Annotated in this window: 18 protein-coding genes, 2 tRNA genes and 3 pseudogenes; 9 read left to right on the top strand and 14 right to left on the bottom strand. The window is 66.3% G+C overall.

Features of this window, described 5'->3' with window-relative positions; genetic code table 11:
- Positions 1–11: 11 nt before the first annotated feature.
- The 5 genes and pseudogenes from KF887_12460 to KF887_12480 all read right to left on the bottom strand — a co-directional run bounded on the left by KF887_12460 (position 12) and on the right by KF887_12480 (position 7,269).
- Positions 12–2,969 carry a DUF1156 domain-containing protein gene (locus KF887_12460; protein ID QYK40245.1) on the bottom strand — a complete coding sequence of 986 codons (2,958 nt, stop codon included), beginning with the start codon at positions 2,967–2,969 and terminating at the stop codon, positions 12–14.
- A 9-nt stretch (positions 2,970–2,978) separates the two neighbouring features.
- Entirely contained in the window at positions 2,979–3,551 is a 573-nt protein-coding gene (locus KF887_12465) for a DUF3780 domain-containing protein (protein ID QYK40246.1), read from the bottom strand.
- Positions 3,551–6,655: a DUF499 domain-containing protein gene (locus tag KF887_12470; protein QYK40247.1), complete on the bottom strand. Its 3,105-nt coding sequence runs from the start codon at positions 6,653–6,655 to the stop codon at positions 3,551–3,553. Before KF887_12470 ends, KF887_12465 begins: the two co-directional genes overlap by 1 nt.
- On the bottom strand, positions 6,655–6,831 hold the full coding sequence (locus tag KF887_12475) for a hypothetical protein (GenBank protein ID QYK40248.1): 177 nt from the start codon (positions 6,829–6,831) through the stop codon (positions 6,655–6,657). Before KF887_12475 ends, KF887_12470 begins: the two co-directional genes overlap by 1 nt.
- 225 nt (positions 6,832–7,056) lie before the next feature.
- Positions 7,057–7,269 (bottom strand): annotated as a pseudogene (locus KF887_12480) (transposase).
- Positions 7,270–7,334: 65 nt separating this feature from the next.
- Here KF887_12480 and KF887_12485 point away from each other — a divergent pair.
- Together KF887_12485 and KF887_12490 are read left to right on the top strand one after the other, a co-directional pair.
- Positions 7,335–8,486, top strand: a pseudogene (locus KF887_12485) (IS3 family transposase).
- 66 nt (positions 8,487–8,552) lie between these two features.
- Entirely contained in the window at positions 8,553–8,996 is a 444-nt protein-coding gene (locus KF887_12490) for a hypothetical protein (protein ID QYK40249.1), read from the top strand.
- Between the two features lie 103 nt (positions 8,997–9,099).
- Here KF887_12490 and KF887_12495 read toward each other — a convergent pair.
- Positions 9,100–9,175: transfer RNA gene (locus KF887_12495), tRNA-Gly, on the bottom strand.
- A gap of 362 nt (positions 9,176–9,537) precedes the next feature.
- Between KF887_12495 and KF887_12500 the strand changes: the two genes are divergently transcribed.
- Both KF887_12500 and KF887_12505 read left to right on the top strand, forming a co-directional pair.
- A complete protein-coding gene (locus KF887_12500; protein ID QYK40250.1) occupies positions 9,538–10,851 on the top strand; it encodes a hypothetical protein in 1,314 nt (437 codons plus the stop codon).
- 3 nt (positions 10,852–10,854) lie between these two features.
- On the top strand, positions 10,855–11,655 hold the full coding sequence (locus KF887_12505) for a hypothetical protein (protein QYK40251.1): 801 nt from the start codon (positions 10,855–10,857) through the stop codon (positions 11,653–11,655).
- A gap of 561 nt (positions 11,656–12,216) precedes the next feature.
- On the opposite strand, the pseudogene KF887_12510 reads toward KF887_12505, so the two are convergent.
- Positions 12,217–12,986: pseudogene (locus KF887_12510) on the bottom strand (IS5 family transposase).
- A 214-nt stretch (positions 12,987–13,200) separates the two neighbouring features.
- Positions 13,201–13,285: transfer RNA gene (locus KF887_12515), tRNA-Leu, on the bottom strand.
- Positions 13,286–13,435: 150 nt separating this feature from the next.
- Here KF887_12515 and KF887_12520 point away from each other — a divergent pair.
- Positions 13,436–13,897 carry a Hint domain-containing protein gene (locus tag KF887_12520; GenBank protein ID QYK40252.1) on the top strand — a complete coding sequence of 154 codons (462 nt, stop codon included), beginning with the start codon at positions 13,436–13,438 and terminating at the stop codon, positions 13,895–13,897.
- A 54-nt stretch (positions 13,898–13,951) separates the two neighbouring features.
- On the top strand, positions 13,952–14,647 hold the full coding sequence (locus KF887_12525) for a M48 family metallopeptidase (GenBank protein ID QYK40253.1): 696 nt from the start codon (positions 13,952–13,954) through the stop codon (positions 14,645–14,647).
- Positions 14,648–14,662: 15 nt separating this feature from the next.
- On the opposite strand, the gene KF887_12530 is transcribed toward KF887_12525, so the two are convergent.
- From KF887_12530 to KF887_12540, 3 genes are read right to left on the bottom strand one after another with little or no spacing between them, the layout of a single operon-like run.
- Entirely contained in the window at positions 14,663–15,202 is a 540-nt protein-coding gene (locus KF887_12530; GenBank protein QYK40254.1) for a PIN domain-containing protein, read from the bottom strand.
- Positions 15,199–16,413, bottom strand: coding sequence for a class I SAM-dependent rRNA methyltransferase (locus KF887_12535; GenBank protein QYK43564.1), 1,215 nt, complete (start codon positions 16,411–16,413; stop codon positions 15,199–15,201). Before KF887_12535 ends, KF887_12530 begins: the two co-directional genes overlap by 4 nt.
- A 56-nt stretch (positions 16,414–16,469) precedes the next feature.
- A complete protein-coding gene (locus KF887_12540; GenBank protein QYK40255.1) occupies positions 16,470–17,264 on the bottom strand; it encodes a hypothetical protein in 795 nt (264 codons plus the stop codon).
- Here KF887_12540 and KF887_12545 point away from each other — a divergent pair.
- Positions 17,263–17,415 carry a hypothetical protein gene (locus tag KF887_12545; GenBank protein QYK40256.1) on the top strand — a complete coding sequence of 51 codons (153 nt, stop codon included), beginning with the start codon at positions 17,263–17,265 and terminating at the stop codon, positions 17,413–17,415. The genes KF887_12540 and KF887_12545 overlap by 2 nt on opposite strands.
- Positions 17,416–17,531: 116 nt before the next feature.
- Here KF887_12545 and KF887_12550 read toward each other — a convergent pair whose 3' ends face one another.
- Positions 17,532–20,204 (bottom strand): CHAT domain-containing protein, encoded by a 2,673-nt coding sequence (locus KF887_12550; GenBank protein QYK40257.1) that lies wholly within the window; start codon positions 20,202–20,204, stop codon positions 17,532–17,534.
- A 136-nt stretch (positions 20,205–20,340) separates the two neighbouring features.
- On the opposite strand from KF887_12550, the gene edd reads away from it, so the two are divergent.
- Both edd and eda read left to right on the top strand, forming a co-directional pair.
- Entirely contained in the window at positions 20,341–22,146 is a 1,806-nt protein-coding gene (edd, locus tag KF887_12555; GenBank protein ID QYK40258.1) for a phosphogluconate dehydratase, read from the top strand.
- A gap of 72 nt (positions 22,147–22,218) precedes the next feature.
- Positions 22,219–22,857 carry a bifunctional 4-hydroxy-2-oxoglutarate aldolase/2-dehydro-3-deoxy-phosphogluconate aldolase gene (gene eda, locus KF887_12560; GenBank protein ID QYK40259.1) on the top strand — a complete coding sequence of 213 codons (639 nt, stop codon included), beginning with the start codon at positions 22,219–22,221 and terminating at the stop codon, positions 22,855–22,857.
- On the opposite strand, the gene KF887_12565 is transcribed toward eda, so the two are convergent.
- Entirely contained in the window at positions 22,820–23,116 is a 297-nt protein-coding gene (locus tag KF887_12565) for a hypothetical protein (protein QYK40260.1), read from the bottom strand. The genes eda and KF887_12565 overlap by 38 nt on opposite strands.
- On the bottom strand, positions 23,103–25,916 hold the full coding sequence (locus KF887_12570) for a glutamine-synthetase adenylyltransferase (protein QYK43565.1): 2,814 nt from the start codon (positions 25,914–25,916) through the stop codon (positions 23,103–23,105). Before KF887_12570 ends, KF887_12565 begins: the two co-directional genes overlap by 14 nt.
- Positions 25,917–25,987 lie beyond the last annotated feature (71 nt).

Raw genomic sequence — 25,987 nt, forward strand, 5'->3', positions numbered from 1 at the left:
GCGCCCCCTCATCAGATCCGCTCCGTCTGGATCGCGGTCCCGAGGATCCGGGCCGCGCTCGCCTCCTCCTTGTCCGTCCGCTCCCGCTTCGCGGCCACGTAGGCCACGATCTGGCGCAGCGCGTCCCGCTTGCGCAGGTAGTCCGGGATCAGGTCGCGCAGCTCGTCGAGCACGTCCTCCACCTCGTCCTCCTTCCCGACCCGCCAGATGGCGCGCAGGGCGAGCCGGACGATGCTGTCCCGGCCGAACTGGACCCCCTCCGCCATCGCGGCGCGGCCGAGCCCCTTGGCGGTCTTGAGCCTCGCGTTGTTCGGGGTCTTAGACGCGATCAGGTCGTCGTAATCGCCGACCCGGAACGCCTTGGCGAAGTTCTGGAACTGGTCGAGTTTTGCCTCGCCCGCCTCCTCGATGTCCATCATCTTGAGATAGAACCGCTCCGCCCCGTTCAGCTCCAGCCACAGCTCCCGCTCCAGCCCCTCCGGGACCAGGAACTCGTTGGCGGTCTGGACCGCGAACTCGGTCAGCTCGTCGACGAGGGTCTTCTCCCCTCGTCTGCGGGGGCGCAGCGCCTCCCGGGTCATGTCCTGCCCGTCGATCTTCGTGTAGGCAGTCAGGACCCGGAGCGCGGCCGCGTAGCCGGCCATCTGGAGGTCCGCGTCGTTGAAGATGTTCTCGCCGCGGGCCGCGTCCATCTGGTCGTTGAGCCCGATCATGTCCCGGATCTGGCGCTCCACCTCGTCCCGGATCTCGTGGAGGATCTCGTCCTGGTAGCCGGACTGCTCGCCCCGGCGCTTCCGGAGCACGATCATGTGCGTCCCCTGGACGTAGCCGCCCTTCTTCAGCTCGGTCATCGTCTCCGTTGAGACGTACCAGTCCTGGACCACCTGGAGGCCCGCGCCCCAGAAGATCTGGGCCATGTCGGACCAGGTCTTGGCGTCCTGGTGGGTGAATTGGACGATCTGGAGCCCGTTGTCAGACATGTGCTCGGTCATCGCGCCGTAGGCGTCGATCATCGACACCTTGAAGGACTGACCCTCGCCCTTGATGGCGAGGTTTCGGCGGGAATCCCAGATCCACTCATCGAACGGCGCGGGCGGGTTCTTCCGGAGCCAGGCGATGAAGAACTCGGTGATCTCGTCATACTGGACCGCATCGGCATAGGGTGGGTCAGTGATGAAGATATCTTGTTCATCCTCAATGTCCTGCGCGACCCTTTGATTAATGGAGACAGCGCTGCACGAAACGGGCGTGGAGGAGAAAGAACCATACTCTCGGACCCCATACCCACCACGATGCGCATAGTTCAGAAGGGTGTTCAGGGCTTGGTTTGAAAAGACCGCCTTAGTGCCCCCGTCACCTCCTGACTGAGAGAACGTCCAGCGTGCGAGGCGGGAATGATTATTCGCCGCGATACAAACCGCCGGATAAAGATCGGGATGCTGAGCTGCATGTTTCCTCAGGATATGAATAAGAAGAAGGTCCCGAGGTGAAAACAGGTGATGCCAGTGGGTCCATCCCCTAGTCCGGATCGGCTCATCCGTCTTGTTCCCAGGCTCGATCTCCATGTCCGGCACGAACCCGGCTGCCTGCCAGGTAACGAGGTTCTTCCCGACTATGTCCTTTACCAACTGCTCCCGGTCCTCATCCTGAGGTGTCGGCGCAGCAAACCAGGTGCCAGGGTTTGACTTCCCTTTCTTGATGTCATCACCATCGATCCATTGGATCGCATAGAGACGTTCCTGGAAAATATCATCCTCGCGAGGGCAAAAATCGTCCTTCGTCCAGCGACGCAAGCGGTTCTGGTTCTCCCCGGCCTCGTCCGTAAAATCTCCCCGAATTTCCTTGAGTGAAACGCCGATTTCGTCATCAAGAACGGGATGGAAGACCCGCCCGCTCCTAACTGTTCCAAGATCGGCCGCAGCGAGCTCATCCTCACTGACGTAGGAACGGATCAGGACATCGTAACGCTTGTTGACGTGGTCGGGGACAAGCTCGCCAATCACCCGACGCTTCTTCGAGATCACCCAAGACGGGACAAGGGGAACCATGAAACCGGTCCGAGGACACTTTGCCTCGAGACAGTACAGATAGACTTTCGCCCGATTGCCCGCTTCATCATGCTCAACGCCCAGAGCGGTGATTTCATCGTCAACCTCAGCGAGAACCGTATCCCTTTCCTGATCCATGCGAACCCGTTCAGACGGGCTCAAGCCAACGATATTGAAGGAGCTCCACGTCAGCATGCATGCAATGGGGTTCAGGTCAGACGCATACACGTCACAACCCACCCGAGCGGCTTCAAAGGGGATCTGTCCTGACCCACTGAAGGTGTCGGCGAACTTTGGGCGGCGCCCGAAACGCATGATCCCGAGCTGTTCAACCAGTTCAGGGATCGACTTGGCGCGAGTTCCCAGATGATCATTAACCTCATCCCAAACACCCGAGAGAAGTTCGTGTTCGGTCAGCTCTTCTGGACGCTTCACCTTGTCCAGACGTTCAGCGTAGGGAAGGTCCATGAAGGCTTTCGTGATCCGCCGTTGGCGTTCCTGATCAGAAAGATCGTCCCTCCAACGGAGGGCTCGGCCTGAATAATCGATCACCTGGTTGGCGTGATCCGAGAACAGGCGGTTGAACGCAGCAGGACCATCGACAAAGCGACGCCCGAACGTCTCATCGGCCATCCCCATCAACTTCTCAAAGATCTCGATATCCCGCTCCAAATCATCCGTCGCTGGCATCAAGGAGGCGAGGACGCAGGCCCGGGTCAGGATCAGAGGCTTGCGCCCCTTCCAGTAGGAGCCCAGCCCAGTCAGGGTCTGACCGTGAACCGCCTTCCGCTCCTTCTGGGTCTCCGCCGAGATCTTCGCCGTCGGCCAGGCCCGCTCGATGAGGGACGGGGCGTCTTTCAGGCCGAACGGCACGACCCCGGTCTTCTCTCGGGCGACTTTCTCGGGGGCGGTCAGGGTCATCATCAATCCTCAGAACTTGCTGAACAGGTCGGGGGTCTTCTCGGCCGGGATCACGGGGCGCGGGCGGCGGGCCGTCTTGGGCGCCTCCTCCCCGTCCCGGATCAGGGCGTGCCGGATCGCGATCCGCCACCCGGTCCTGGGGCTGTCCCACTCCCCCCCGTCCCGGTCGATCTGCTGGAAGAGCCACCAGAGCTCCTCCGGCCGGTGCGAGGACCAGCGTGTGAAGGCGATCGCCGCCTCGTCTGGGGTCGCGTCCTCGATCGCCCAGGCGAGCACGCAGAGCTCCCGCCCGAGGATCCGCTCCACCCGGTTGTCCCCGGTGTTGAACCGGGACGCCTTGAGGTCCTTCTCCTTCAGGCGCCGGTTCAGGTGCGCCTTCACCCCCTCCGCCACCTGCCGCCAGGTGTCGCGCGGGATCGCAACCCGGCAGAGCTTCTGCGCCGCGGTCCCGAGCGCGGCCGCCCCGAAGTCCTCCCAGACCTCGACCGGGTCAGTCCGGCCGGCGGGGACCCGGACCAGGAACTGGTGCGGGGCCGCGTCGTTCGGGACCCCGAACCCGTGGGTGATCGGCTTGTCCGACATCAGGCCTCCTGCTCCACGTCGTCGACGGAGATGTCCACCCCGACCTGGGTCGCGAAGTCCTTCAGGGTGTAGCCGTCCGGGAAGTCCGCCTCCCGGAACCGGAGCTGCACCTCCGCGTCCGGCACCCCGAGCGCGCCGCGCAGCCCCTCGATCATGGTTTCGATGTCCGCCCCGGAGAGGGCGACGTCCCCCCCGCTGCGGACCCGCAGGCTCCGCTCCCCCTCGCCGACGGTGACGCTGACCCCGTGGAAGCGGACGCTCTCCTTCCCCTTGGCGGCCCGGACCACCCGCAGCACCTCCCCCTTGGAGGCGAACTGGAAGTCCCGCTTCGCCCTGGCGGGGCGCTCGTTGTCGATGGTCCGTTTCGCGCCGACCGGGTCGAAGGTGAAGGTCCGGGACGCGTTCACCCCGCCCTTGACCGCGTAGACGTAGAGGGTGGTCTTCTGGCGCCCGTCGATCTCGATCGGGGCCCCGTCATAGACGGCCCCGTCCTTCGGGTTGATGCCCGTAGTGTTCCAGCGCAGCTCCGCCTCCGGCCGGGCCGCGAGGGTCACCTGCCACATGCCGGCGTTGTCGCGCCGCTCATGGGTGATCGTGATCGACCCGGCCCAGCGGTAGGGCTCACTGACCTCCCCGTTCTCCAGGTTGCGCGCCTGGAACCAGAGCTCCACCTCCGTGGTCTTCCAGGTCCGGTCCGTGATCACCTCGCCCGCGTCGAGCCCCTCCCGGGTGGGGGCGACCAGCACCTCCGGCGCGCGGCCCGCGTTCGAGACGGCGAGCTCCAGCTCGCTCTCCCTGGTCGCCTCGTCCCCGCCGATCCGGGTGACCCGAATCAGGGGCTGCGGCGGGGGCGGGCTCCTGTCGACGTAGCCGTTCTCCTCGACCCAGCGGCCCTCTGCGAGCGCGGCCGCCTTGATCTCCTCCATCCCCTTCGGGGGGAGCCAGATCCAGCGCGGGTTCGACGCGGACCGCTCGAGCACGTCCGACCAGCGGGTCCGGGACTGGTTCTCCGGGAAGAGCTGGTCCTCGCAGCGCTGGATCAGCCCGTCCATCCGTTCCGGGTCCAGCTCCACGAGCTTCTTCGCCCCGCCCCCGGAGAGGGCCGTCTCGACCGCCTTCTCCCCCTGGATCACCCCGCGCTCCTGGAAGTGGCCGAGGTCGATCCGGGCGCTCTTCAGCTCCTTCGTCTGCGGGTACCAGACCGCGTTGAACAGGCTTTTCACGGTCGAGTTGAACCCGATCTCGGTCGTCTCCAGCTCCGTCTCGATCTCCCGCTGATGCCGGGGTGTGTCCGCCACGATCGTCTTCACGGCGGCGATCGCGAGGAGGCGGCGCACGCTGTCCTCCGCGCTCGCCATCTTTGACCCGTCCCCGGCCACCACGCAGAACGCGTTCTTGTAGACCTGATCGTTGAAGAACCGGGCCGCCGCGGCGGGCGGGGACTTCGCGTCCGGGGAGAGGACGAGGCAGGTCCGCTTGGACGGGGTCAGGTTCACGTCATCGACCCGGGGCAGGACGACCAGCTCGGAGTAGGCGAGCTTGTTCGACGGCCGAAAGATGTCCGTCAGGCGGCGACGCATCTCATCGTCGACCCGGTCCTGCGGGATCTTCCCCACCTTGTCCTCGATCTGCTTGCGGACGTTGGCGATGTCGGAGAAGTACCACCGGTCCCCGTCCCGGTTATGCAGGTACCAGCACCGGTCCCGCAGCGTCTCGAACGCCTCGATGAACCGGGTCGGCTCCTGGCCCGGGGCGACCAGGTACTCCACGAGCGTGTCGCGGGGGAGGCCCCGGATCCCGTCCGTATTGTCCGACAGGGACGAGATGAACAGGAGGGTGGCCACCTGGGACGCGGCCCGGTCGTTCCGGTCCCCGTCGATCCCCTGGGCGTGGGCGGACCCGTCCGTGTCATAGACGTCGCTCGCCAGCGCGGACTCGAGGGACCGCTCGATCTCCTTCACCTGGTCCCGGGTCTCCTGGTCCGAGAAGTCGAGGGACTGCGCCCCGATCAGGAACACCTCCTCCTGGTCCTTCCGGCCCCAGACCCCGCGCATCAGGTTCGCGGTGAACTGGATCAGGCCCCGGGTCTGGCGGAACTTCTCGTTCTCCTTGAAGAGGGAGAGGATGTCCTTGTAGCTCGGGTGGAACGGGTAGGAGCCGACGATCTCGTCCGCCATCTGCTCGGCGGACTTCGCCAGCGCCCGGCCCCGGACCGCCTCCTGGTAGGTGGTAAGATAGGCCTGCGCGACGCGCTCCACCTCCGGCCCCTCCGGGTCCGGCAGCTTGACGAACAGGCGCTTCCTCAGGATGTCATAGATCTCGCCCGTGTTCAGGTCGACCGGGGTGATGGACTTGGCGCCGCGGCTGGTCTCCTTCTGGAGGTCGGCGAGCTGGCCGCCGAGGATCCGGCGCGCCTCGTCATAGGCGGCGTCCAGGGAGGCGACCACGACCACGCAGCGCTTGAGCTTCATCGCGGCGGAGAACAGGTTGGCGATCGAGTATTTCAGGAGGTCGAGGAGGGTCCCCTGACCGATCGTCTTCGTGTGCGCCATGGCGAGGTACGGGGGGAGCTCATCGAGCATGATCAGGGTGGGCCGGTCCCCGATCAGCCGGACCCAGTCCCCCTCGCTCATCTCCTTCGGCCCGTTGACCCAGTGGTCCCGGAACGCCTCCGCCCGGCCGAGCTGCTCGGCGATGTCCCCCCAGATGAAGTTCCGGACGTCCCGGCCGTTCACGGTGGCGATCACGGCGGGCTCGTCGATCATCCCGACGGTGATCGTGCCCGGGAGCTGGTCCCTCAGCTCCGGGAACCTGGCCAGGAGGCCGAGGGCGATCATGTTGTGGGTCTTCCCGCCCCCCATCGCCTGGCGCAGCTCGAACACGGCTTGCTGGCTCTGGCCGGCGAGGCGTTTCAGGGCGCCGCGGAGGAACTCGGACATGCCGGAGGTCACGTGGTTGCGGGCGTAGAAGGCGCGCGCAGTGGAGATGTCCGCGTCCCCGATGGAGGAGAGGTGCTCCACCTGCTCGGACCGGCTCATTGAGAAGACGTCCGGGCTGATGTCGCAGACGGAGGTGAGCAGAGGAATGTTGTAACCGAAACTCATCAGCGCGCCTCTTCCTCTTTTACTCTAAGCAATTGAAACCCCTTACGGAAAGCGTCCACTTGCGTGATGCCGCGCTCGGCGCACCACACTTTGAACGTCCTTCGTTCTCGTTCCGGGACCTTCAGGTTGATGCTGACGAGTTCATCCAGGGGGTCCTGTTCCGCTTTCTCAGCCATGTCGGTTCGCCTTCACTGGTAGATTTCTTCCTTTCAAGGTATGCACTTTGGAACCCTCTGTCATCCTTGAACGAATACTTATCCACAGCGGTGGGGTGTTATTTCTGTGCTAAATAATGTGTTACGCGAATCGGTGATTTTTTAAGTTTTTGATATTCAATATGAAATCCGATCTTTTCCGGCCTGCTAGTGTGTAGAGTATCGAAGAACGGTGGGTAGACTAGGTCATGTTGACAAATGGCGGAGCCAGAGGCGGATCGACGTGATGTCGATGAAGCCCAAGAAGCTTTCGGCGGTCTTGTCGTAACGGGTTGCCACTCGTCTTGCATTCTTGAGCTTGTTGAAGCAGCGCTCCACAAGGTTGCGCAGTCGGTAGAGCTTGCGGTCGACTGCCACACGTAGCTTTCGGGATTTCCGCATGGGGATCACTGGCACTGACCTGCCCCCCGGAAGTTCCCTTGCCGTGATGTAGAGTCTGCCCAACCTGAGAAGGAGCAGACGACATGAGGAAAAGCCGTTCCACCGAGGCGCAAATCATCGGGATGATCAAGGAGCAGGAGGCTGGTTTGCCGACCTCCGAGCTCTGCCGAAAGCACGGGCTGAGCCCTGCGACGTTCTACAAGCTGAAGGCCAAGTATGGCGGGATGGACCTGTCCGACGCCAAGCGGCTGAAGCAGCTCGACGACGAGGATGCGAAGCTAAAGCGCCTGCTTGCGGATGCGATGCTGGACAACGTCGTGCACAAGGATCTCTTGGGAAAGCCCTGACGACGCCGGTGCAACGGCGGGAGGCAGTCCTGCGGGTGCTGAAGGATCATCCGATCTCTCAACGCCGGGCCTGCGTCCTGATCGGTGTCGATCCGAAGACGGTGCGGCGTGACAGGCCGCCCGATAACCCGGAAATCCGTGAGGAGATGCACAAGATCGCCGAGAAGCGCCGCCGGTTCGGGTATCGGCGTGTGGGCATCCTGCTGGAGCGCAAGGGCATGATCATGAACGAGAAGAAGCTCTACCGCATCTACCGGGAAGAGGGCCTGTCGGTGCGCCGACGCCGTGGCCGCAAACGGGCGCGGCAGCCGATCCCCGATGCCAGTGCCGCTGCGGCCGAACCAGCGTTGGTCCCTAGACTTCCTGTCCGACACGTTCGGGGCCTGCCGCAAGTTCCGCATCCTGGCCGTGAACGACGACTGCTGCCGCGAGAACCTGGCGCTGATCGCCGACACCAGCATCTCGGGGGCCAGGGTCGCGCGGGAACTGGATGCCCTGGTCAGGATCTACGGCAAACCGGTCTGCATCGTGTCGGACAACGGCACCGAGTTCACCAGCAAGGCGATCCTGAAATGGGCCAACGAGAACGGCGTCGAATGGCACTACATCGATCCGGGCAAGCCGCAGCAGAACGGCTACATCGAAAGCTTCAATGGTAGCCTGCGCGACGAATGCCTGAACGAGGAGATCTTCGACAGCATGGCCGATGCCCCCCGCACGCTGGCCCCGTGGCGATACGACTACAACAACGTCAGGCCCCATTCCTCGCTGGGCAACAAGACCCCGTCCGACGCGCGCCGGGCGCTTGAGCAATCTGAGGGCTCAGCGCCCGGCGCGCTTGCCCAACCCGAAACCGACCACTATCAACACCAAGGACTCTCGTTATGAACGAGGGACGACCGGGGGGCAGGTCAACTGCCGCGCCACGCACAAGTGTTTCTGAGCGCTTTGGCCATGGAGGATGACGCGGATATGGCTGAGGATGCGCTCGGCAGCATCTGGCTGGATGGGATGGTCGCCCTGATCGTGCGAGGCGTTGACAGCAGTGCATCAGACCGCAAACTGGACCTAATCGGGCCGGAGCGTTGCGATGTGGTTGGCTACGAAACTACCGGCAGTGGGGTCGTCTGGTCGGTGCTGTCGGATCGAGGCGAAGCGATGGACCTTGTCCGGTCCAATGTCGACGAGTTGATCGATCCTGACGGCGACCTTTCGGAACTGTCAGACGAAATGGTAGACGCGTTCATCGCGGCAGCAACGGAGGATGCGGAAGGGGTTGCCGTTTCGAAGATCTTCGACAGTTTTGAGCATCAGCTTCGGGAGCTGCTGACCGAATGCGACGTTCTTCCGGCATTGAGAACCATCAGGGCGGGTCTTCTTGAGCAGCTGGACGGGTGATCGCATCGCAGACCGAGGCACTTCAGAGCTTTGTCGTCTCGCAGGAATGCAAGACAGTCTACGACAGAACGGACTTCGCCGCGCCCTGAGCGCGAAAGCAACTTGGAGCGGCGGACCGGATTCGAACCGGCGACCCTCGGTTTGGAAAACCAATGCTCTGCCAACTGAGCTACCACCGCGTTTGATTTTTGCTGAAGCACATAAGCGTGCAACAGGTCGGAATCGTAACCGTCACATCGCTCAAGCGGATTATTGGCTGCCGGCACGATAGACGGTCGGTCATCGTCCTCGAACTGGCGAATGCACGGGTGCTTCTCCTTGCCCACTCGGCATTGGGCAACGGTAGGACACGTTGCGACAGCACGCAAGAGGCCCGCCCTGACGCTGCCATCGACGAACTGCAGCCGTTCCTGCTTGCCACTGCACGTCGCGGTGGGCATGTTTGGGATGAGCGCAACGCCCTACGAGAGAGTAGGTGTCGTTGACTCAGCTAGGGAACTGTGCGGCCATCGCGGCTGGCCATCGCTGGTCGGGGGGAGCCGTGTCTGACGAGAAACTGACGAGAGAAGAAGTTAAGGGCCTGCGTTCGGCGAAGGAGCTGGAAGGCCACTTGACCTGGCTCGAAGCCTTTACGCCTGCGGCACTTGGGGTGCTGGCAATCGCATCCGGAATATACACCTATCTGGGCGTCTCTTCGCTGCTTGATGGATCGGGTCCGCTGACGTTCCTCGCGGCGGTCGCCTATTCGGTTGCGGTATCGGTCGGCATCTTCGTCTTCTGGAGCTACCTGCTGCGGCTTTTGCCTGCCATGCGGACTGCGGCGAGCTTTCTTGGCCTGACCGTGGCGACGATGGTCGGGTCACTGGCGATCATCGCTATGTCGAGCTGGTTGAACGCCGCTGCACTCGCAGGCGGCGCCGCCGTAGAGCAGCATCTCAAGAACACCGTCCAAGACTACCAGAGCAACCTCGAACGAGCCCATGATATAGCGGTACGGGCGCAGGGACTGGAGCGGGACGTGGCTCGAGCCCGTCAGAATTTTGATGATCTCTCTGAGCAAGAGCAAAGCGGCGCCCTCTCAGGTACTGCGGGCCAGGGCGCCGTCTTTCGCCTTCTCACTCAGAAGAGTGCAGAGCTTCGATCGCTCGAAAGCCAGATCGCAGAACAGACCGAACCGATCGCCATGGCCTTCGAGGAAGGCAACGCGATCCTGAGCCGCATGCGAAGACTGATCGTCGAACAGGGTCCGGTTGATCAACGGTCGGTGGCTTTCTCGGAGGAGTCAGTTCGGCTTGCGGGCGTGGTAACGACTCTGCGCCAGCTTCAGGTTGCGACGCTCGTCGTGCGTGCTGCAGAGGATCTGCGCGCCTCGGTCGTGCTTCCCGAACTTGATGGGCGCAGCGCGCGGGTGCGCGTCGATCAGGAGGCGACCATCACATCCGTGCTTGCGGCTCTGGACGGTCGCGCCAGGACGCTGAAGGCAGCGGCCGAAGAAATTCTCGACATTCCGCCACCGGTAGAAACGACCTATACGCCGATCTCAAGCGCCGACGCCGTCATCGTCTATGCCGAGAACTTCATGCCTGCCTGGGCAGGCGCGATAGCGATTGATCTGCTGCCCGGCGTGCTTGTGTTCATCCTTGCGATCACGCAAGCGGCGATCCGGCGAGGCAGGGAGGGCGAAACGGTCGAGGACACCCTGACCCTCAGGGAACTGCGCACGGCACTTCGGGCAATGAAGGACATCGAGAGATCGATTGGCTCTGCGGATGAGGAGCTGCTGTCGCGCCTTGGACCGCGGGTTTCCTCTGTCCGCCCGGGCATGAGTTCCGCACCAGCCGACGCGGCGGAATAGCCAATGGCCGAAGGAGAAGTGCTGCGCCGGTGGTTGCCCTCGGTCCGCAGGACAATGGTTGCCTTCCTTTTGCTTCAGGCCATGGTGGCGCTTCTGGTCTTTTCCGAGAACATCTGGCGCGCCATTCAGTTCCACGGCCGGGACGAGGTCAGGACGATCACGACGCTGCCCGTAGCGCCTGGCGATCAGACGCGCCCTTATTCTCCGGCGGAGGTGCCATCACGGCCCGACCGCGAGCGGCGCTTTCTGGCTCCGATTACGATCCCCGAGTCGCTGCCCACCCGGCTGACCTTCACGATCCAGGAAACCGAGGAGCGGGGTCTGGTCTTGCTTATGTCAGGAGAAATAGACGACAGCGCCGCAAGGCGCTTCCGCAGCTATCTCGAAGACCTCACTGATCCGCCGGACACGGTAGCGCTCCACAGCCCTGGCGGAAATGTCTTGCAATCGCTGCAGATTGGCCGCCTGATCCGCGAACGCGGCTTCGCCACGCACGTGTCCCCGGACGCTGCCTGTCTTTCGGCCTGTCCCTATATTCTTGCGGGTGGCATAGAGCGTACCGTTTCCGAGGCAGCCTGGGTGGGACTGCACCAATCCTACTTTGACCAATCGTTGGTGGTCCCGGTGTTCTTCGCAGTGCGTTCGATTCAGACCGGGCAGGCAGAGGTGATGGAGTACCTTAACGAGATGGGGGTTGATCCCCTGATCGTCGTTCCCGCCCTGAAGACCCCGCCAGATGAAATATACCTGCTGGTGGAAGAAGAGATGCTGGCCTACCGACTCGCGACGACCGTAACGCAGTAGCTGCTGCCCGCGCGACCTCTCCGATGTAATTCCATTATCGGATGCTTAACCCGAACCGGGTCAACTGCCACTCTGGTTGGTCTGGGAAGGAACAGCGATGGAGGTTGGCGGAAACGACGATTGCGATCCATCCGCGGTTCGCATGGCCGCTCGGGCAGGTCGAACGTGCGTTGTCGTATTCACCGTGTGCTGCGGAACCCTGCTGGCCTCGGGGCTTGTGCGCCTGTTTTCCGGAACGCACGCTCTCGACGCACTTTCTACCGCCATTGCGCTGCTGTCGCCCGTGATCATCCTGATTGCCGTCACTCTCTCCATTTTTCGTCGCGAAGGGTAGGCACGCACGAAGAACATCCGGCTATGGCAGAGCCCGACATGGCCACCTTCACCGTCACGGTGTCAAGGCCGTCGACGAGTGGATGGACCTGCAGGGCCACAGGATGAGGTTCAAGACTATCTACCTGACTGCAGGACCGGGGGAGTTCGAGGTCAAGCTTCGTGAGGTGGTTGACGCAAAGCAATCAGACGAATGCCCACCCCTTAGGGTCAGGACTCGTTCTTGCATCATAGCCAGAACATGACGGTTGCGGCGAGTGCGACGGCGGAGAGGAAGACCTTTGGGCATCTGTCGTAGCGTGTTGCGACGCGCCGCCAGTCCTTGAGGCGCCCGAACATGATCTCGATCCGGTTGCGACGTTTGTAGCGGCGCCTGTCATGCTTGATGGGCTTGCCGCGCGACTTCCTGCCGGGGATGCAGGGCTTTATCCCCTTGTCTTTCAGAGCTTCCCTGAACCAGTCGGCATCATAGCCGCGGTCAGCCAGCAGCCAGTCTGCCTTTGGCAAGCTGCCCAGCAGGGCAGCCGCGCCGGTGTAGTCGCTGACCTGGCCTGCGGTCATGAAGAAGCGGATCGGGCGCCCATCGGCATCGGCGACGGCATGCAGTTTGGTGTTCATCCCGCCCTTGGTTCGACCGATCAGGCGGCCCCTCTGGTCGCCAGTTCCCCCTTTTTCGACCGCAGGCTGGTCGCCGTGCGGTGCGCCTTGAGATAGGTCGCGTCGATCATCACCGTCTTCGGAACGGCCGCCTCGGCAGCCAGACCATCCATCATCCGGGCGAACACCCCCTTGTCGCTCCACCGCTTCCAACGGTTGTAGAGGGTCTTCGACGGGCCATATTCGCGGGGTGCATCGCACCACCTCAAGCCATTGCGATTGATGAAGATTATGCCGCTCAGAACCCGCCGATCATCGACACGGGGCTTACCATGGCTCTTCGGGAAGAAGGGCTGAAGCCGCGCCATCTGCGCGTCTGTCAGCCAGAAAAGGTTGCTCATCGGTCAGTCTCCTTGCGGAGGCTGAATCACGCCGCCAGTGCAAGATCAATGGGTCCTGACCCTAGGTGACCTGCGACCGAGACGCCGAACATCAAAAGACACTTCACGTAGATGACGTGGAATCGGTAGTTTTGTCACCCATGCGCCACCCAGCTTGACGGAGGTCCCGCCCTCTCTTGCTAGCCAAACGAAATTTTATACAATTATACCAAAATGGTGCGGGTGAAGGGACTTGAACCCCCACGCCTTGCGGCGCCGGAACCTAAATCCGGTGCGTCTGCCAGTTCCGCCACACCCGCACGCTCTGCGCATCTATCATCGCTGCAAACCGGGGGCGAGAGGGTCCGTGCGCGAAAAGGTCTCGCCGCGGGCGCATTCCTGCCTTAATGTGTCTGGAAAAAGAAACGGCGGCAGATGACAGGCAGCGAGCGGGGTCCGGCACAATGGCCATGGATATCGACAATGCGGCGTCGCAGGACGGTGCGGGTTACGGATTGACCGAGGGCAGTACCGTGCAGACCCTGCGCGGACCGCAGCCGGTGGAGAACCTCCGCCCCGGTGACCGGATCGTGACCCGCGCGGGCGCGCTGCGCCTGACCGAGGTGGAAGAGCGGATCGTGGCCCGCGCGCGCCTGATGCGTGTGTCAGCCTCGGCGCTCGGGCCGGACCGGCCCGAGGCGGATATCGTTCTGGCCGCTGACCAGCCGATCCTGCTGCGTGACTGGCGCGCACCCGCACTGGCGGGCACGGATCGTGCGATGATCCCGGCCACCCGGCTGGCCGATGGCGAATACATCCGCGCCGAGGCGCGGCGCGATGTGCGGCTCTTCCTGCTGCGGTTCGATGTTCCTGCCGTGATCTATGCGCAAGGGCTGGAACTTGCCTGCGAAGGCGCGATGGCGACAGCCTGACGACGTTCATCCGGGGGCGTTGCGGCCGGCTCGCCGCGCCCCATATGATCGGGCATGATCCGCCTGCTTCCCCTCCTGATCCCGGTTGCCATCGCCCTGGCGATCTACTGGTATTCGTCGCGGCGCACCGCAGCGATCCTGACCAGCCAGTCCCGCCCGCTGACCGATGCGCGGTTGAATGCGCTTGCGGCACGCATGGCCGAGGCACTGGGCATTCCCGCGATCCGCGTACATGTCTTCGACATGGCACAGGTGAACGGCCTCGCGGCACCCGACGGGCGCATCTTCCTGACGCGCGGGTTTCTGGACAAGTACCGGATGGGCTTTGTGACGGCCGAGGAACTGGCCTCGGTCATCGCCCATGAACTCGGTCACGTGGCGCTCGGCCACGCGAAGCGGCGGATGATCGACGTGACGGGGCAGAATGCCGTGTTCATCGCACTGTCGGCGCTGCTTTCGCGGTTCATCCCCTTTGTCGGTGTCTGGATTGCGCAGATGGTCAGCGTAGCGCTTGCCGCCACCCTGTCGCGCCGTGCCGAGCACGAGGCCGATGCCTACGCCTCGGCATTGCTGGTCAAGGCCGGGATCGGGACGGGGCCGCAGAAATCGCTGTTTCGCAAGCTGGAGCGCCTGACCGGCGCGGTCGGCGAAGGCATGCCGGACTGGCTGCGCAGCCATCCCCGCACCGAGGAGCGCATCGCCCGCATCGAGCAGCGCGAGGCCCGCTGGGCGGTCCCGCCCCAGGGCTGATCCGCCGCCGCGCCGCTATCGCAACGCCCTGGACAGCCGGGTCAGCCGGGCGCGTTTCAGCAGCGCAGGCAGAGCGACCGGCGCAGAGGCACGGCGTTCGGCTTCGGCACGCACCGTTTCGAGGACGGCATCCATGATGGCGGGCGATCCCGACCAGAACTCCCACAGCAGGCCGTCCGGATCGCGGCGCGCGATCCCTTCGGCAGCCAGGACACCGCGCGGAAAGTCGGCGGCATTCCAGGTGACGATCGCGTCCGCGCCTGCGGCGACCGCCGTCGCAAGGACGTGGATGTCGTCCTGATCCGGCAGATGCAACCGTGCCTCCAGTCCCGGCGCGGGCGGCACCATGGCCGCCGGAAAGGCCTGGGCCGCGATGCGCAGCGCTTCCGCCGCCTCGACGGCCGAACCCGCCCCATGCCGGGCGGCGGCGTGCTGCCATTCGGCGACGATCCGGGCGGACCAGAACGGCCGGAACATTCCCGCGCGCGCCGCGCCCAGCAGGCATTCGCGGACCACCGGCGGCACCAGCACGCAGGCGTCCAGAACCGCCTTCATCCGTCCAGCCGGAAGAACAGGGCCTTCAGGTATCCGCTTTCGGCAAGCTGCGGCAACACCGGATGATCCGGCCCCGCGCCGCCCGTGGCGATGATCTGCCCGCGCCGACCGCCCCGCCCGATGCCGCGCGCACAGGCGTTGCGGAAGGCCGCCAGATCCGCTGCGTGCGAACACGAACACAGCACCAGATAGCCACCCGGCGCGACGAGCGGCGCGGCCAGACGGGCCACCCGCTCATAGGCGCGAAGGCCGGCCTCGAGCGCCGGCTTGGCTGGCGCGAAGGCCGGTGGATCGCAGATCACCAGATCGAAGCGCGCCGACTCGGCGCCCAGGGCCTCCATCACGGCGAAAGCGTCGCCCTGCCGCGTGCCGAAACGCGCGGCGACGCCCGATGCCTCGGCGCCCCGGGTGGCAAGCGCCAGCGCGGCGGCCGATGCGTCGACCGCAAGGGCCTGCGCCGCCCCGGCGGCAAGCGCGGCCAATGCGAAGCCGCCGACATGCGAGAACACGTCCAGCACCCTTGCATCGCGGGCAAGGCGCGCGGCAAACGCATGGTTGGGTCGCTGGTCGAAGAACAGGCCGGTCTTCTGGCCTCCGGTCACATCGGCAAGATAGGTGGCCCCGTTCATCGGCACCGGGATGGCGCTGTCCGCCCTGCCCCGGATCACCAGGGTCTCGTCGGGCAGGCCTTCCAGTCCGCGGGCGCGCCCCGTTCCGTTCTTGACGACCGCCGAGACGCCGGTCACCGCGACCAGCGCAGCGACAAGTGCTTCCAGATGCGACTCGGCCCAGGCGGCGTTCGGCTGGATCACCGCGGTATCGCCGAAACGGTCGATCACCACACCGGGCAGGCCATCGGCCTCGGCATGGACAAGCCGGTAGAACGGCGCGTCGAAAAGCCGTTCGCGCAGCGAAAGCGCGCGGGCAAGCCGCCGCGTGAACCACTCAAGCCCCGGTTCCGCACCCGGATCAGGGTCGAGCATCCGCGCCACGATCTTCGACGCCGGGTTGACGGTCACAAGACCCATGGCCCGCCGGTCGGAATCTTCAAGAACCGCCAGCGTGCCGGGGCGCAGCGCCTGCGTGCGCCGGTCCAGCACCAGTTCGTCGGCATAGACCCAGGGAAAGCCATGACGGATGGCGCGTGCCTCGGCCTTGGGACGAAGGCGTACCACCGGGCGGCCATGGCCGGGCGTGTCGTTCGGGGACATGGGATCGGAGGGCATCATCCTGCCCTCCTATCCCGTCGCATCGCGCTGCGGAAGGGTCAGATCGACCCGTGAAGCGACCACAGCCAGCCGCGCTCGCGCAGCGGCGCGGTCGCGGGGGCGGCTGCGGACTGCGTCACGCCCGGTTCCGGTGGCAGGGTCACGGGCACCGCCCCCACGGGCAGGTCCGCCCCGGGAACGGCACGGGCGCCGACGACCGGCGCGGGCAACGCGGGCGCTTCGGGCGGCGGGGCCAGTTCGCGCCGGATCACCCGGGCAAGGTTCTCGATGATGACGACACGCTGGGTGCGTCCCGCCTGTTCTTCGGCAATCGCCTTGCGTCCGCCCGAGGCCGGCGTGTCGGCCACCACAAAGCGGGGTCCGTCCAGAATGGCGCCGGTCTTGGCGTCCTTCACTGTCAGGTCGAAGCGGATCGAATGGACACCGCCAAAGGTGTAGCGGGTCTTCTCGGTCAGGGCGTGGAACCGCCGCACCTGCGCCTCGACAATGACCTCGGGACCGGTCTGCAGTTCGGGGGTCACGAAACCGAAGGCCTCGGTGAACATCTGATGAACCTGCATGTAGCGGTCACCCGTGGGTTCGCCTCGCCAGACGATGTCGGCCACCGGATAGTAGAGGTTCGCCTCGGACACGGACAGCGACCGGGGAACGTTCACACGCACCTCGCGCACGGTGTACTGGGGGACGGCAAGCCGCAGGTCCGACCCGTCGGTGGCCGCCTGTGTTACCCCCAGCCCGACACCTGCGGCACCGCGCGATGCGGGCTCCTTGCCCGCACAGGCCGACAGGGCAAGTGCCGATACCAGAACCACCAACCGCGTGTAATGCCGCATGACCATCCCTCCGGGCGTTCTGCCCCTGCTCTTCGGACCAGTGTTGCGGGCGATTGTGGCAAAAAAAGGAAACGCCCGGTCCGTTGTCGGGGTTTCTGCGCAACAGTGGAAACAATTGTGCCACATCGGCGCAATTGATCCGGCGATGTGACGGCCGACCCTGCGCATGCCGACTGTCAGCCCAAGGTGACCGATATCGGGGATACCAGCCCAGCCCGCGCCATCATCCGGGCATCCGACATGCCAGGGGCGGCGACCTGGTGCGCCTCAGTCGGGGGATCCGACAAGGACGAACGGCGCCCAATAGGCCGGATGGGACCATCGGGCGTCGGGAGGACTGTCGATCATCGACAGGATGGCACGGCGCTGCGCCTCGGCACCGGTGATGCCAGGCGTTTCGGCGCTGATACGGAAGGTTTCGGTCATCAGGCGCACGGCGCTGCGGCTTTCGACCGGCCAGTGGCTGACCAGCAGCGCACGCGCCCCGGCATAGACAAAGGCCTGTGCGAGGCCCGACAGCGGCTCGGCGCCCGGGCTGTCGCCCACGGCGGTGTTGCAGGCCGACAGGACCACCCAGTCGGCGTTCACCCGCAGCCGCGCGATATCGGTCTGGGTCAGCATCCCGTCATCGCCATCGGCGGTCAGCGCAAGCGCGGGCTCCGCCAGTTCGCCATCCTGCACCCTGTCCCCCGCGACAAGCCCGTGGGTTGCGAAATAGAGGACGCGGAACTGGTCGAGCGCCGCGCCCTGCACCGCCGCCCGCGTCGCACGCGGGCCCGTCAGAACCGCCTCCGGCCCCGCACCAAGGGCGGTCGCCACGGCACGCGCCTCGGTCGCGGTTTCGGGCAACGGGGCAAGCGCACCGCGCAAGGCACCCTGCCCCGCGCCCAGGCTTGCCACCTGCACGCCACCCGGCCGCGTTTCGAACACCGGATCGGCCAGCGCCATGATCGGGTTGGGCGCCCGTGCCCGCGCACCCGCCAGGGCCGCCGACTTCAGCGAGAACACCGATGGCAGGATCGAGATCGCGTGGTGCCGCACCAGCCAGTCGGCACCTGACAGGTCATCGCCCTCGAATGGCGCGCGCAGCAGCATCTGCGGCGGCAAGCCCGACAGCGCGCCCCGCGTCTCGATCAGGAGATGCGGCTTGTCACCGATGACATCCGCGACCTCGCCCAAGGTGCGCCGATAGAGCCAGTGCGCGGCAAAGGCATTGAACCCCGGGCCCGCAACGGGCGCAGGGGCGTCCAGCGCGACGGCGGCACGCACGCCCAGCAGGGTCTCGACACCCTCGCGCGCATCCGCGACGGCAAGGGCAAGGTCTCCGGGGGCCACGGCCATCTCGCGCCAGACGGCGCGGTCGCGTGTCACGGCAAAGATGAAGCTGCGCTCCCAGTCCTGCGCGCCGGTGTCGATCAGCACCACCGCCTGATCGGGCGACAGCAACGCCTGCACATCATCCAGCGCCAGCACGCCATTGCCGGCCAGATCGGCGAACGCGGCATCAGTATCGGCCTGCGCCGAGATGCCGGCGCTCACCTCGGTGGCGATCTCTTCCAGACGGGCGCGCAGGGCCGTTTCGGCCGCCGTGTCGCGCTCTTCCGGGGCGAGGGACAGGCGGGCGACCAGTTCGGCCTGCAACGCCGCCTCGCTGCGGATCAGATCCGTCGTTCTGCGATAGGCTTCCGCCTTGGCCGGGTCATCGGCCACCACGCGACGCGCAAGCTGGCGATAGGCTTGCGCCGCACCGCTCAGATGGCTTTCCTGGGCGATACGGAAAGCTTCCGCAAGGGCGGCCTCGGGGGACAGCGTGCCGTCGGCCTCGGCCGCGACGATGGCGTCATAGTAGGTGCCGCGCGAATTCACGTCGGCACGCTCCGCCCCGCGCATCTGCTCCAGCGCCTCGCCGCCACGGCCCACGTCGATCAGCATTGCCGCATAGTCCAGCCGCAACTCGCCCAGCCGCCGAACCCCGGGCGTGAAAAGCCGCGATGCCAGCGCAACGGTGTCGCCCATCAGCGCAAGACCCTCGTCAAAACCCGAGGCCCCCGGCCCGGCCCGCGTGCGCATCAGCGCGGAAATGGCCTGCGCGTCCAGCACCTGGATGCTTTCCGGTCCGAACGTCGACTCGGCCCGCGCCGCCGCCTCGATCACGATACGCCCCAGCGGGTCGGTCATCCGCTCGCGCCACAGTTCAAGCGCATACTCGTTCATGGTGTCGATGGTGCGGGGGTGGTGGGTGCCATAATGTGTCTCGAACAGCTCCAGCGCGACCGCGTAGGCCGCAACCGCGTCCGCGCCGCGCCCCAGCTGCCGCAACAGCCTGCCCCGCTCGCGCTCCACCACCGCAAGCCGCAGCATCGACATGCGATCGCCCAGGGCACGCAGATCGCGCGCGGTGATCTCGTAGGCGGCCAGCCCTTCGACCCAATAGCCCAGATCGACATAGATCCCGGCCACGTTGTACCGCCAGAGAACGGCCTTTGGCGCCCCCTTTCCCGCCACCGCCTCGATCATGCCCAGGGCATCCAGGGCAATCGGCAAGGCCTCCTGCGGGGCGCCCAGATCGGTAAGCCGCATCGCAAGGCCCATCTTGGGATCCTGTGCGCTCGGATGCCATGTGGAATGATGGCGCGCCCAGTCCGCCACGAGCGCACGGAACATGGCCAGCGACTCCGGTCTGAGCGCGGCGATGTTTCCGGTCTGGGTCGCAAGCGCGTGGCGCGCCTCCAGGGTCTGCACGGCGAACTCGCCATGGACACGCGCCGACGCCTCGACCAGCGCCCGCGCCTCTTCCACCGCGCCCTCCCAGTCGCCCGCCTCGACCTTGGCTTCCAGCGCTTCGACCAGCGGCATGAGCGAAGGATCATAAGGCCAGAACTGCGCGCCCAGCCGCGCGGGCAGCAGGGCAAGGAGGATTGCCAGGATCAGATACCGCATGGACCCGAGAGTATGTCCGCCCCCCTGCGCCTGTAAACAGGGCGGCACATGACAAATCACGTCGGAATGAATGCCGCGCGGTTGCGCTGTTAGCGGTAACAGTCTAAACTTGCGCCATCCCGGCAGGAGACCCCGCATGTCGCTCCACCCCAGCATAGCCCGTGTGACAGACCGCATCCGCAAGCGCTCCGAACGGCCGCGTGGCGACTACCTCGACCGCATGGCGCGCGCCGCGGCCTCGGGCCCTGCACGGGCGCACCTGAGTTGCGGCAACCAGGCCCATGCCTATGCCGCGATGGGAACCGACAAGGCCGCACTCGCAACGGCGCGGGCCCCCAACATCGGCATCGTGACCGCCTACAACGACATGCTGTCCGCGCACCAGCCCTATGAGGATTTCCCCAGGCTGATCCGCGCCGCGGCCCGGCGGGTCGGCGCAACCGCCCAGGTGGCAGGCGGGGTTCCGGCGATGTGCGACGGGGTGACCCAGGGTCAGCCGGGCATGGAACTGTCGCTGTTCTCGCGCGACGTGATCGCGCTCGCCGCCGGCGTCGCGCTCAGCCACAACACGTTCGATGCGGCGCTCTACCTCGGCGTCTGCGACAAGATCGTGCCGGGGCTGATCATCGCCGCCGCGACCTTCGGTCATGTGCCCAGCGTCTTTGTTCCCGCAGGCCCGATGACCAGCGGCATCCCGAATGACGAAAAGTCCCGCGTGCGCAATGCCTATGCAGAAGGCAAGGCCACCCGCGAGGAACTGATGGCGGCCGAGATGGCCAGCTATCACGGGCCCGGCACCTGCACCTTCTACGGGACTGCCAACACCAACCAGATGCTGATGGAATTCATGGGGCTGCACCTGCCGGGCGCAAGTTTCGTGAACCCCAACACGCCGCTGCGCGAGGCGCTGACCGTGGCGGCCGTGGAACGTGCCGCCGCGATCACCCAGCTTGGCAACGACTACCGCCCGGCAGGCGAGGTGCTGGACGAACGCGCCTATGTGAACGGACTTGTCGGGCTGATGGCCACGGGCGGATCGACGAACCTTGTTCTGCATCTGCCCGCGATGGCGCGGGCTTCGGGCGTGATCCTCGACCTTGAGGATTTTGCCGAAATCTCCGCCGCCGTCCCGCTGATGGCCAAGGTCTATCCCAACGGTCTTGCCGACGTGAATCACTTCCACGCGGCGGGCGGGCTGCAGTTCCTGATCGGCCAGCTTCTTGATGCGGGCCTGCTGCATCCCGACGCGAAAACCGTCGCGGGGGATGGTCTTGCCCTCTACCGGCAGGAACCGGTGCTGGCCGAGGGGAAACTGGGCTGGCGCGAGGGTCCGGCGGAAACGCTGAACGACCGCATCCTGCGCCCTGCCGCCGACCCCTTCGCCACGACGGGCGGGTTGACGCAACTGTCTGGCAATCTCGGACGCGGTGTGATCAAGGTATCGGCCGTCGCGCCCGAGCGCCACGTGATCGAGGCGCCCTGCCGCATCTTCCACGACCAGGAGGAGGTGAAGCAGGCCTTCAAGGCAGGCGCATTCACCTCGGATACGGTGGTCGTCGTGCGGTTCCAGGGCCCGCAGGCCAATGGAATGCCGGAACTGCATTCGCTGACACCGGTGCTTTCGGTCCTGCAGGATCGCGGGCTACGGGTCGCGCTGGTCACGGATGGCCGGATGTCGGGGGCCAGCGGCAAGGTGCCCGCCGCGATCCATGTGGCGCCGGAGGCAGCGGTGGGCGGCCCGCTTGCCAGGCTGCGCGATGGCGACATGGTGCGGCTCGATGCGGTGGCAGGCCGGTTGTCTTGCCTTGCCCCCGATTTCGATGACCGCGCGCCGGTCACCGCCGACCTGTCGGCCAACCGCCACGGCATCGGTCGCGAGCTGTTCGAGGCGTTCCGTCGGACGGTCGGCAACTCGACGGAAGGCGCGGCCGTCGTGGTGTGACGACAGGGCGCAAGCCTTGCGAATTGCTGGACCTCTGCTACGAAACCCGCCGATGCGGGAAAGGAGAACCCGATGACCCCGGCCGAACAGTCCCAGAAGGCTGCCGAAGTCTGCCGTCTTGCCCCGGTTGTGCCGGTGCTGGTGATCGAGGATGCGGCGCACGCGAAGAACCTGGCGCAAGCGCTTGTTTCCGGCGGGCTTCCGGCGCTTGAGGTCACGCTGCGCACACCCGCCGCGCTGGATGCCATCCGGGCGATGGCCGAGGTTCCGGGCGGTGTCGTCGGCGCCGGCACGCTGCTGACACCGGCGGATGTGAAGGCGGCCAAGGCGGCGGGTGCGCGGTTCGGCGTGTCGCCCGGCGCGACCGACCGCATCCTCGATGCCTGCGCCGAACATGGCCTGCCGCTGCTTCCAGGGGCCGCCACCGCGTCCGAGATCATGGCACTGCTGGAACGCGGCTACACGGTGCAGAAGTTCTTTCCCGCCGAACAGGCGGGCGGAGCGGCCTATCTGAAATCCATTGCCTCGCCGATCCCCCAGGTCAGCTTCTGCCCGACGGGCGGCATCGGGCTGAAGAATGCGCGCGACTACCTGTCGTTGCCGAACATCCTGTGCGTGGGCGGGTCCTGGGTTGCGCCCAGGGATGCCGTGGCGCGCGGCGACTGGTCGGCCATCACCGCTCTGGCGGCAGAGGCGGCGGCGCTGCACTGACGCGGGCGGCCCGCCCGCCGCGCCGCTTGGGCGGCAAGGCGGGGGTCGCGCCCTCGTGCAGCACGCGGGTCATCGGATGGTCGGGTGCCCCCGATCCATAGTGCCCGATCAGAACCTCCAGCGCCGGTGCCACGTCGGCCCCGGGCGCCAGGCTCAGCGCCCAGTCGACAAAGATCGACCGGCATTCCCCGGGCCCGATTCCCTCGATCCGGTAGGCTTCACGGATCAGCCCCTTCGGATCGGCCTTATCCGGTGTCATCGCCGTCCCCCTCGCTTTCGGGCAGTTTCGCACCGATCACGGCCGCGGCCGCATCCGTTGCCGCCGTCAGATGCGCGATCAGCGACGCGGCATCGGTCTCGCCCGTCTCGCGCGCCAGAAACGCGCGTCCGCCTTCGCCAAGCTTTTCCATTTCCAGCGGCCGGTCGGTCAACAGCCGCGTGCCCGCCTGCAACCGCCAGCACAGGCGGTAGGCGGCCAGAAGCGCGCATTCCTCGGCGGCCGTCAGGAATCCGCTGCGGACGCCACAGCGCAACTGCGCCTCGACGCGCCGCGCCGGATCGCCTGCCGTCAGCGCGCAGGTCTGCGCCAGCAGTTCGATGTCCATCAGCCGCCCGGGGCCGTTCTTGGCCTCCCAGACGCCGGCCATCGGCTTGGCCGCGCGCAACCGCGCGCGCATCGCCGCCACATCGCCGATCACCTTGCGCCCCGGTCCCTTGGCAACCAGCACGCGGCGCCGGATCGCCTCGACATCGGCGCCGAGGCCGGGGTTGCCCGCCAGCACCCGTGCCCGCGTCAGCGCCAGATGCTCCCAGGTCCAGGCCTCGTCCATCTGGTAGCTTTCGAAGGACGCGACCGAGGTTGCCACCGGCCCCTGACGCCCGGATGGTCGCAGGCGCATGTCCACCTCGTAGAGCCGCCCCTCGGCCATCTGCGCCGTCAGCGCCGTCACCATCGCCTGTGTCAGCCGCGCGAAATAGGCCCGCGCGGCCAGCGGCCGCGGCCCCTCGGACGCCTCGGCCCCCTCCGCATCGTAGATCACGATCAGGTCCAGATCCGAGCCCGCGTTCAGACGCCCCGCCCCGACCGACCCCATGCCCAGCACGACCGCGCCCCGCCCGGGCGGCATGCCGTGCTTGCGGGCGAACTCGGCCACCACCGACGGCCAGAGTCCGGCAATCACCGCTTCGGCCAGATCGGCGTAGCATTTGCCCGCCTCGAAGGCGTCGATCAGGCCCCGCAGATGATGAACGCCCGTTCGGAAATGCCATTCCCGCGCCCAGGCCCGCGCCTGATCGAGCTTTCGCTCATAGTCCGGCACGCCGTCCAGCATCCCCGCCAGGTCGGCGGTCAGTGCCGGCACGCCCGGCCAGGGCGCAAAGAAGTCGCCGCCGATCACGGCGTCGAGCACGCCCGCATTCCGGGCCAGATGCCGCGCCAGCGCCGGCGATGTGCCGGCGATGTCCCCCATCAGGTCGATCAGGCTGGGGTTCGCATCGAACAGCGAAAACACCTGCACCCCGGCCGGCAACCGGCGCAGGAACCCGTCAAACGCGGCAAGCGCCTCATCCGGGCTGGCCGCGCGGGCCAGGCGTTTCAGGATCTGCGGCCGCAGGCGCCGGAACACCTCGCGCGCGCGGTCCGATCGCAAGGCGGCATAGCCTTTCCATCCGTCAACCACCGCCTGCGCGGCCTCTGACAGGGGCGGGCCATCCTCGACCCGACCGGGGGCAAAGAATCCTTCGGTCAGCCCCTCGACCTGCGCCAGCCGGTCCAGCAGGGTCTTTCGGAACATCGCGGTGTCGGCCTGCCCCGAAAGGCGGGCGATGCGCTCGATCCCTTCGGGCGTGCCCGGCAGGTCATGGGTCTGGGCATCGTTGACCATCTGGATGCGATGCTCGACCTCGCGATGGGCGCGATAGTGGTCGGTCAGTTCCCGCGCCACGGCGGCGGGCACCCAGCCCCGCGCCGCCAGCGCCGCCAGACCGCCGACAGTGCCCCGGTCGCGCAGCGTCGCGTCGCGGCCGCCTGCGATCAGTTGCCGGGTCTGGGTAAAGAACTCGATCTCGCGGATGCCGCCCTGACCGAGCTTGAGGTTGTGCCCCTCGAGCACCACGGGGCCATGCAGGCGGCGGTGGTCGCGGATGCGCAGGCGCATGTCATGGGCATCCTGGATCGCGGCGAAGTCCAGGTGCCTGCGCCAGACGAACGGCGTCAGCGCCTTCAGGAACCGCGCGCCTGCCGCAAGGTCGCCGCCACAGGGCCGGGCCTTGATATAGGCCGCGCGCTCCCAGGTGCGGCCCTGGGCCTCGTAATAATGCTCGGCCGCCGCCATCGACAGGCAGACCGGTGTGACCGCCGCATCCGGGCGCAGCCGCAGGTCGGTGCGGAACACATAGCCCTCGGCGGTCATGTCGGACAGCCAGGCCGACATCTTGCGCGTGACGCGAATGAAGGCCGCGCGCGCCTCCTGTTCCGCGCCGGGATAGCGCGCGTCGTCGAACAGGCAGATCAGGTCGATGTCGGAGGAATAGTTGAGCTCCGCCGCACCCATCTTGCCCATGGCCAGCGTCACCATGCCGCCCGCCGTGGCGGCATCCTCGGCCGTCGCGCCCGGCAGCCGGCCCCGGCGGATTTCCTCGGCGACCAGCGCCATCATCGCCAGATGGACCGCCCGATCCGCGAGCGCGGTCAGCGCACCGGTCACCGATTCGAGCGGCCAGACACCGCCCAGATCGGCCAGCCCCGCCAGCAGCGCCACGCGCGCCTTGGCCTGCCGCAACGCGCGGGGCAGGTCATCCGGCCCGAGGTCGTCCAGCGGCGCCAGCACGGCACGCAGGGCGGTTTCGGGCGCAAGGGTCAGCGCCACGCGCAGCCACACCGACTCGCGCGTGATCAGCCCCTTCAGGAACGGGCTGCATCCCGCCGTGCCCGCAAGCAGGTCGCGCAGGTCCGGCGCAAGATCGGCGAACGCGGCCCGCGTGTCGGCGGCGGCTTGCGGCTCGAACGGGATCGGGCAGCGCGTCAGGCGGGCGGCAAAGGCGGAGGCAGCACACATAATGCCACCATGGCGGGCCGTGGCCGGGGTTGCAACGCCCTGCGACAGCGGGCAGATTCCCCCGACAGGAGAAC

The sequence above is a fragment of the Paracoccaceae bacterium genome, from assembly GCA_019454225.1.
GTDB lineage: Bacteria > Pseudomonadota > Alphaproteobacteria > Rhodobacterales > Rhodobacteraceae.

Coding starts and splice junctions, on each gene's coding strand:
- KF887_12460 (QYK40245.1), bottom strand. CDS start 2,969: ATGACCCTGACCGCCCCCGAGAAAGTCGCCCGAGAGAAGACCGGGGTC.
- KF887_12465 (QYK40246.1), bottom strand. CDS start 3,551: ATGTCGGACAAGCCGATCACCCACGGGTTCGGGGTCCCGAACGACGCG.
- KF887_12470 (QYK40247.1), bottom strand. CDS start 6,655: ATGAGTTTCGGTTACAACATTCCTCTGCTCACCTCCGTCTGCGACATC.
- KF887_12475 (QYK40248.1), bottom strand. CDS start 6,831: ATGGCTGAGAAAGCGGAACAGGACCCCCTGGATGAACTCGTCAGCATC.
- KF887_12490 (QYK40249.1), top strand. CDS start 8,553: ATGGAGGATGACGCGGATATGGCTGAGGATGCGCTCGGCAGCATCTGG.
- KF887_12505 (QYK40251.1), top strand. CDS start 10,855: ATGGCCGAAGGAGAAGTGCTGCGCCGGTGGTTGCCCTCGGTCCGCAGG.
- KF887_12520 (QYK40252.1), top strand. CDS start 13,436: ATGGATATCGACAATGCGGCGTCGCAGGACGGTGCGGGTTACGGATTG.
- KF887_12525 (QYK40253.1), top strand. CDS start 13,952: ATGATCCGCCTGCTTCCCCTCCTGATCCCGGTTGCCATCGCCCTGGCG.
- KF887_12530 (QYK40254.1), bottom strand. CDS start 15,202: ATGAAGGCGGTTCTGGACGCCTGCGTGCTGGTGCCGCCGGTGGTCCGC.
- KF887_12535 (QYK43564.1), bottom strand. CDS start 16,413: ATGTCCCCGAACGACACGCCCGGCCATGGCCGCCCGGTGGTACGCCTT.
- KF887_12545 (QYK40256.1), top strand. CDS start 17,263: ATGACCATCCCTCCGGGCGTTCTGCCCCTGCTCTTCGGACCAGTGTTG.
- KF887_12540 (QYK40255.1), bottom strand. CDS start 17,264: ATGCGGCATTACACGCGGTTGGTGGTTCTGGTATCGGCACTTGCCCTG.
- KF887_12550 (QYK40257.1), bottom strand. CDS start 20,204: ATGCGGTATCTGATCCTGGCAATCCTCCTTGCCCTGCTGCCCGCGCGG.
- edd (QYK40258.1), top strand. CDS start 20,341: ATGTCGCTCCACCCCAGCATAGCCCGTGTGACAGACCGCATCCGCAAG.
- eda (QYK40259.1), top strand. CDS start 22,219: ATGACCCCGGCCGAACAGTCCCAGAAGGCTGCCGAAGTCTGCCGTCTT.
- KF887_12565 (QYK40260.1), bottom strand. CDS start 23,116: ATGACACCGGATAAGGCCGATCCGAAGGGGCTGATCCGTGAAGCCTAC.